We start from the raw sequence: 404 nt of genomic DNA on the forward strand, positions 1-404 counted from the left end.
CCGACCGCTGGAGATCGCGATCGGCGTGATGGTCGGCACGATCGGCCTCTGCTACGCGGTCGAACTCGCCATCGCCCCGGTGGACTGGGCGGACGCCGCCAAGGGGCTCGTCACCCCGCGGATTCCCGACGCCCAGGCGCTGACCATCGCGGTCGGCATCATCGGCGCCACCGTGATGCCCCACGCCCTGTTCCTGCATTCGGGCCTGACCCAGGGGCGGGGCAGCCCCCGCGACGATTCCGACCGGCGCCAGCTGGTGCGCTTCTCGAACCGCGAGGTGGTGGTGGCGCTGCTGCTGGCGGGCCTCGTCAACATGGCGATGGTGATCATGGCGGCCGCCGCCTTCCATGCCGGCCACAGCGAGGTCGCCGAGATCGACCAGGCCTACCGCACCCTGACCCCCC

General features: G+C 71.8%; 1 protein-coding gene. It reads left to right on the forward strand.

Features of this window, described 5'->3' with window-relative positions; all coding sequences use genetic code 11:
* Positions 1-404 (forward strand): Nramp family divalent metal transporter (locus E4T88_RS19020; protein ID WP_167755486.1); only part of this gene is annotated, 404 nt, incomplete at both ends.

Source organism: Dysgonomonas mossii (assembly GCF_004569505.1).
Lineage (GTDB): Bacteria > Bacteroidota > Bacteroidia > Bacteroidales > Dysgonomonadaceae > Dysgonomonas.